A 2,844-nucleotide genomic window follows, 5' to 3' on the forward strand; every position below is an offset into this window, starting at 1 on the left:
ACACGTAGTATATATTATATTATTTTCCATTTATTTACAAGTATTTAATATTCCATTTATAGTTAATATAATTATTTCTATTAGCACATACTATAAATATCATAAGATATCTAAGTCTTTTATGTTTGTATAAAATTTAGTTGTTAACTTAATTTTACAGATCTAGATTTTCTTAATACATATCACTGAGAAATATTAAGAAAATATTATTAATGATTATCTTCAATAATAAATTAATTAGAAATATAAATAAATATTATATGTTCTTATTATTTTAACTTAGGAGGAATAAATATGAAGCAAGAGATTATAAGTTTTTTAAGCACCATAGAAGATGAAATATGTGGAATCTCTAAATATATATATGAAAATTCTGAAGAGAGCTTTCACGAAAACAAAAGTTGTAATTACTTAATAAAATTGTTAAATAAACATTCTTTTAAAGTACAAAAAAAATACTTAAATATTGACACATCCTTTAAAGCAGAATTCGGAGATGGTCATCCAAAAATCTGTTTTTTATGTCAATATGACGGAACAAAGGATGATGGCCAAATATATGGATATAATCTTCAATCTGCCATGTCTATAGGCGCGGCTATAGGATTATCTAAAGTAATTTCTAAGGTAGGTGGATCTATTGTTGTTATAGGTTGTCCCGGTGAAATACTAGGAGGCTCAAAACTAACTATGGTTCATCAAGGCGTCTTTGAAGACTTAGATATAGTTCTTATGACACAGCCTTATGTTGAAACTGCTGTTAGTGGAAATTCTCTAGCTGTTTTACCTATTGAAATAAAATATAAAAATATTTTAAATAAGTCTAAAGAAAGTTCTAAGATATATTCTCCAATAGACTCTTGTATGTTTACATTTAATGCAATTAATCTAATACTTAAGGGATTTGATAATAGTTCTTATATTCATAGTGTAGATATTCATAGTGAATCTAAAGATAAAAATAATTTAGAAGCTACTGCTCATTTTTTATTAACTACATCAAAAATAAAAACGGCTGAAGATATACAAAATAAAATTAGCGATTTTATGAATTTTACGGAAAAACTATTGAATATAAAAAGTGAGTTGCATATATATGACTTGCCTTGTAAAGAACTTATTTCAAACAAAACTTTAAACAGACTATTCTCTCATAATTTAAAAGAGATGGGAATAATAGATATATTGAGTACAAAAAATATAGATTCATGCTTAAGTCTTGGCAATGTTAGTCACGTAGTTCCTAGTATAAATTATTATATAAATATTATTAAAGATAAAAATATAAGCTATGGTACTAAGGATTTTGCCTTAGCTACTCAATCTACTTTTGCCAATGATATAATCATAAAAACTGCAAACGCTTTAGCTATAACTGCCTTAGATTTAATTGAAAAAGAATCTCTTATTTCAGAAGCTAAAATAGAGTTATTCTCAAATATAAAATGATATTTAGGATTATTTCATTATCTTATATAAAATATGAATAGTTCTTATTCATTACACAAGAACTAGTATAATAAAATTGCATTCCTCAATAAATATATGTGAAAGATTGAAGCAATAAATTATATACTATATTATAGAAGTTAAACTACTTTAAATTAATTTAAAGTAGTTTAACTATATAAAAATTTTACACATAATATTTTTTTAAAAGGAGCATGATTATGATTGGTGAAAGACTTTGTATTGGCGATACTATAGGACTAATTTGTCCTTCAAGTGCAGAAAATGCTGAAACTATACAAAACGGAATAGAATTCTTTAAGAATCAAGGTTTTAATATAAAAGAGGGAAAAAATATATACAAACGTTTTGGATATCTTGCTGGAACAGATAGAGAAAGAGCAGATGATATAAATAATATGTTTCTTGATCCTTACGTAAAAATGATATTATGTATAAGAGGTGGTTATGGTTCAATGAGAACTTTACCTTATATAGATTTTAATATCATAAAAAATAATCCTAAGATATTTGTTGGATTTAGTGATATAACCACATATTTAAATAGTTTCTATGACAAGTGTAATCTAATAACCTTTCATGGACCTATGGTCAACTCAAATTTTAATGATGAATTTACATTAAAATCTCTTCTAAATACTGTCATGAATGGATACAAACCTATAACTATAAAAAATCCTGACAATATACTAACTACAAGCAATTCTTCAAAATGCGTAGGGGGTATATTAGTTGGAGGTAATTTATCACTTATTTGTTCTACATTATCTACTCCATTTGAAATAGACACAACTAATAAAATCTTATTTATAGAAGATGTAGGTGAGGAGCCTTATGCTATAGATAGAATGCTAACCCAGCTATTATTAGCTAATAAATTGCAAGTTTGCACGGGAATAGTACTTGGACAATTTACAAAATGTTCTTTACCTCATTATGAAAGAAGTTTAACTCTAGAAGAAATTATATCAGATAGGATATTATCATTAAACATACCCACACTATGCAATTTTATGTCTGGACATGACTATCCCAAACTTACTCTTCCAATTGGTGCAAAGATAAAGCTTGATTGTAAAAATGGAATCATAAACGTCTTAGAAGCAATAGTGAACTAACTAAAATGGGTAGATAACTTACAATCATTTCCTCTTCATTCATATCTATTTCTTCAAATTAAGGCATTGATAGCTGCAAAGTGTATTGCTGTCACAGCTTATAGTATCTCCTTTATTTTTAAAAATAAATGTAATAAAAGTCCTTGAAAATAGTTATTTTCAAGGACTTTATTTTGGAGGCGCCACCCAGATTTGAACTGGGGGTAAAGGTTTTGCAGACCTCTGCCTTACCACTTGGCTATAGCGCCGTAATATA

Annotated in this window: 2 protein-coding genes and 1 tRNA gene; 2 read left to right on the forward strand and 1 reads right to left on the reverse strand. The window is 26.8% G+C overall.

Going from position 1 to position 2,844, the window contains the following annotated elements; genetic code table 11:
• Positions 1-294 precede the first annotated feature (294 nt).
• Both RH99_RS17830 and RH99_RS17835 read left to right on the forward strand, forming a co-directional pair.
• The gene (locus RH99_RS17830; RefSeq protein WP_010241601.1) at positions 295-1,449 is read left to right on the forward strand and encodes a zinc-binding metallopeptidase family protein; all 1,155 of its coding nucleotides are present in this window, start codon (positions 295-297) and stop codon (positions 1,447-1,449) included.
• A gap of 221 nt (positions 1,450-1,670) precedes the next feature.
• Positions 1,671-2,588 carry a S66 peptidase family protein gene (locus RH99_RS17835; RefSeq protein WP_010241602.1) on the forward strand — a complete coding sequence of 306 codons (918 nt, stop codon included), beginning with the start codon at positions 1,671-1,673 and terminating at the stop codon, positions 2,586-2,588.
• A 174-nt stretch (positions 2,589-2,762) separates the two neighbouring features.
• Here RH99_RS17835 and RH99_RS17840 read toward each other — a convergent pair.
• Positions 2,763-2,836 (reverse strand) — tRNA-Cys (locus RH99_RS17840).
• Positions 2,837-2,844 lie beyond the last annotated feature (8 nt).

This window comes from Clostridium arbusti SL206 (assembly GCF_000246895.1).
Classification (GTDB): domain Bacteria; phylum Bacillota; class Clostridia; order Clostridiales; family Clostridiaceae; genus Clostridium_I; species Clostridium_I arbusti.

Bases quoted from the DNA above. Each gene is read 5' to 3' on its own strand.
- RH99_RS17830 (WP_010241601.1), top strand. From the start codon at position 295: ATGAAGCAAGAGATTATAAGTTTTTTAAGCACCATAGAAGATGAAATA.
- RH99_RS17835 (WP_010241602.1), top strand. From the start codon at position 1,671: ATGATTGGTGAAAGACTTTGTATTGGCGATACTATAGGACTAATTTGT.